Raw genomic sequence first — 674 nt, 5'->3', positions numbered from 1 at the left:
TTAATGGTTTCATGTGGTCACCTTATTTGTAATAGGTCAGCGGATCGCCTGCCATGCCTTCACCCGCGCGGAAACGGATCATTTCGCTGACGGAAACTTTAATCAGGAACGTCAGCGTTTGCAGCGTGTCGACGCCCGGCGCTTTATAATTTAACTGAACGGTCAGCGCCTGGTCGGTCACGTTGGCGACACCGGTTGCGAAGATATCGCCGGTTAGCGGATCGACGCGGGTTGTCATGAACGCGCCCGTGCCCAGTACGCTGATCGCGATCGGTTGAATGCGACCGTAAGCGTCCGGCACACTCAGGTTCGCGATCTTAAACTCCTGCCCGATATAGGTGTTATGGCTGACCGCCGTGAACACCGGGCGCGCTACCGTGAACGTGTTCGACTGACTGTTCGACACTTCCGGGGTGCCGTTGCGGTTTCGCAGTGTAATGGAGATTGTCGCCGGATTGGTCAACCCTGCCGCCGTCGGTGCCACGGTCGCGGTCATAGTCTCGCGGTTAGACGACCCGGTAAAGCGGACGCCGTTAACCGTTGGGATTGTCCAGGTCGGGATCGTGTGCGGATCCCGCAGACCTCTGTTAAACGCTTCCGGGTCGCCACTGTTATGCGCGTTAACGAAGCCCCACGTATAAACACCGCCAGGGATCAGCGGATCGTTGGGGTAC

1 protein-coding gene is annotated in these 674 nt (G+C 57.9%); it reads right to left on the bottom strand.

Annotation, left to right across the window (positions count from 1 at the left end; translation table 11 throughout):
• Positions 1-22 precede the first annotated feature (22 nt).
• Positions 23-674, bottom strand: a 652-nt coding sequence (locus N1032_RS25720) for a hypothetical protein (protein ID WP_259543452.1), incomplete at its 5' end; no start/stop codon positions are given.

The sequence above is a fragment of the Herbiconiux daphne genome (assembly GCF_024979295.1).
Lineage (GTDB): Bacteria > Actinomycetota > Actinomycetes > Actinomycetales > Microbacteriaceae > Herbiconiux > Herbiconiux daphnes.
The sequence above is the reverse complement of the archived record's forward strand: the minus strand, read 5'-3'. Positions and strand labels throughout refer to the sequence as shown.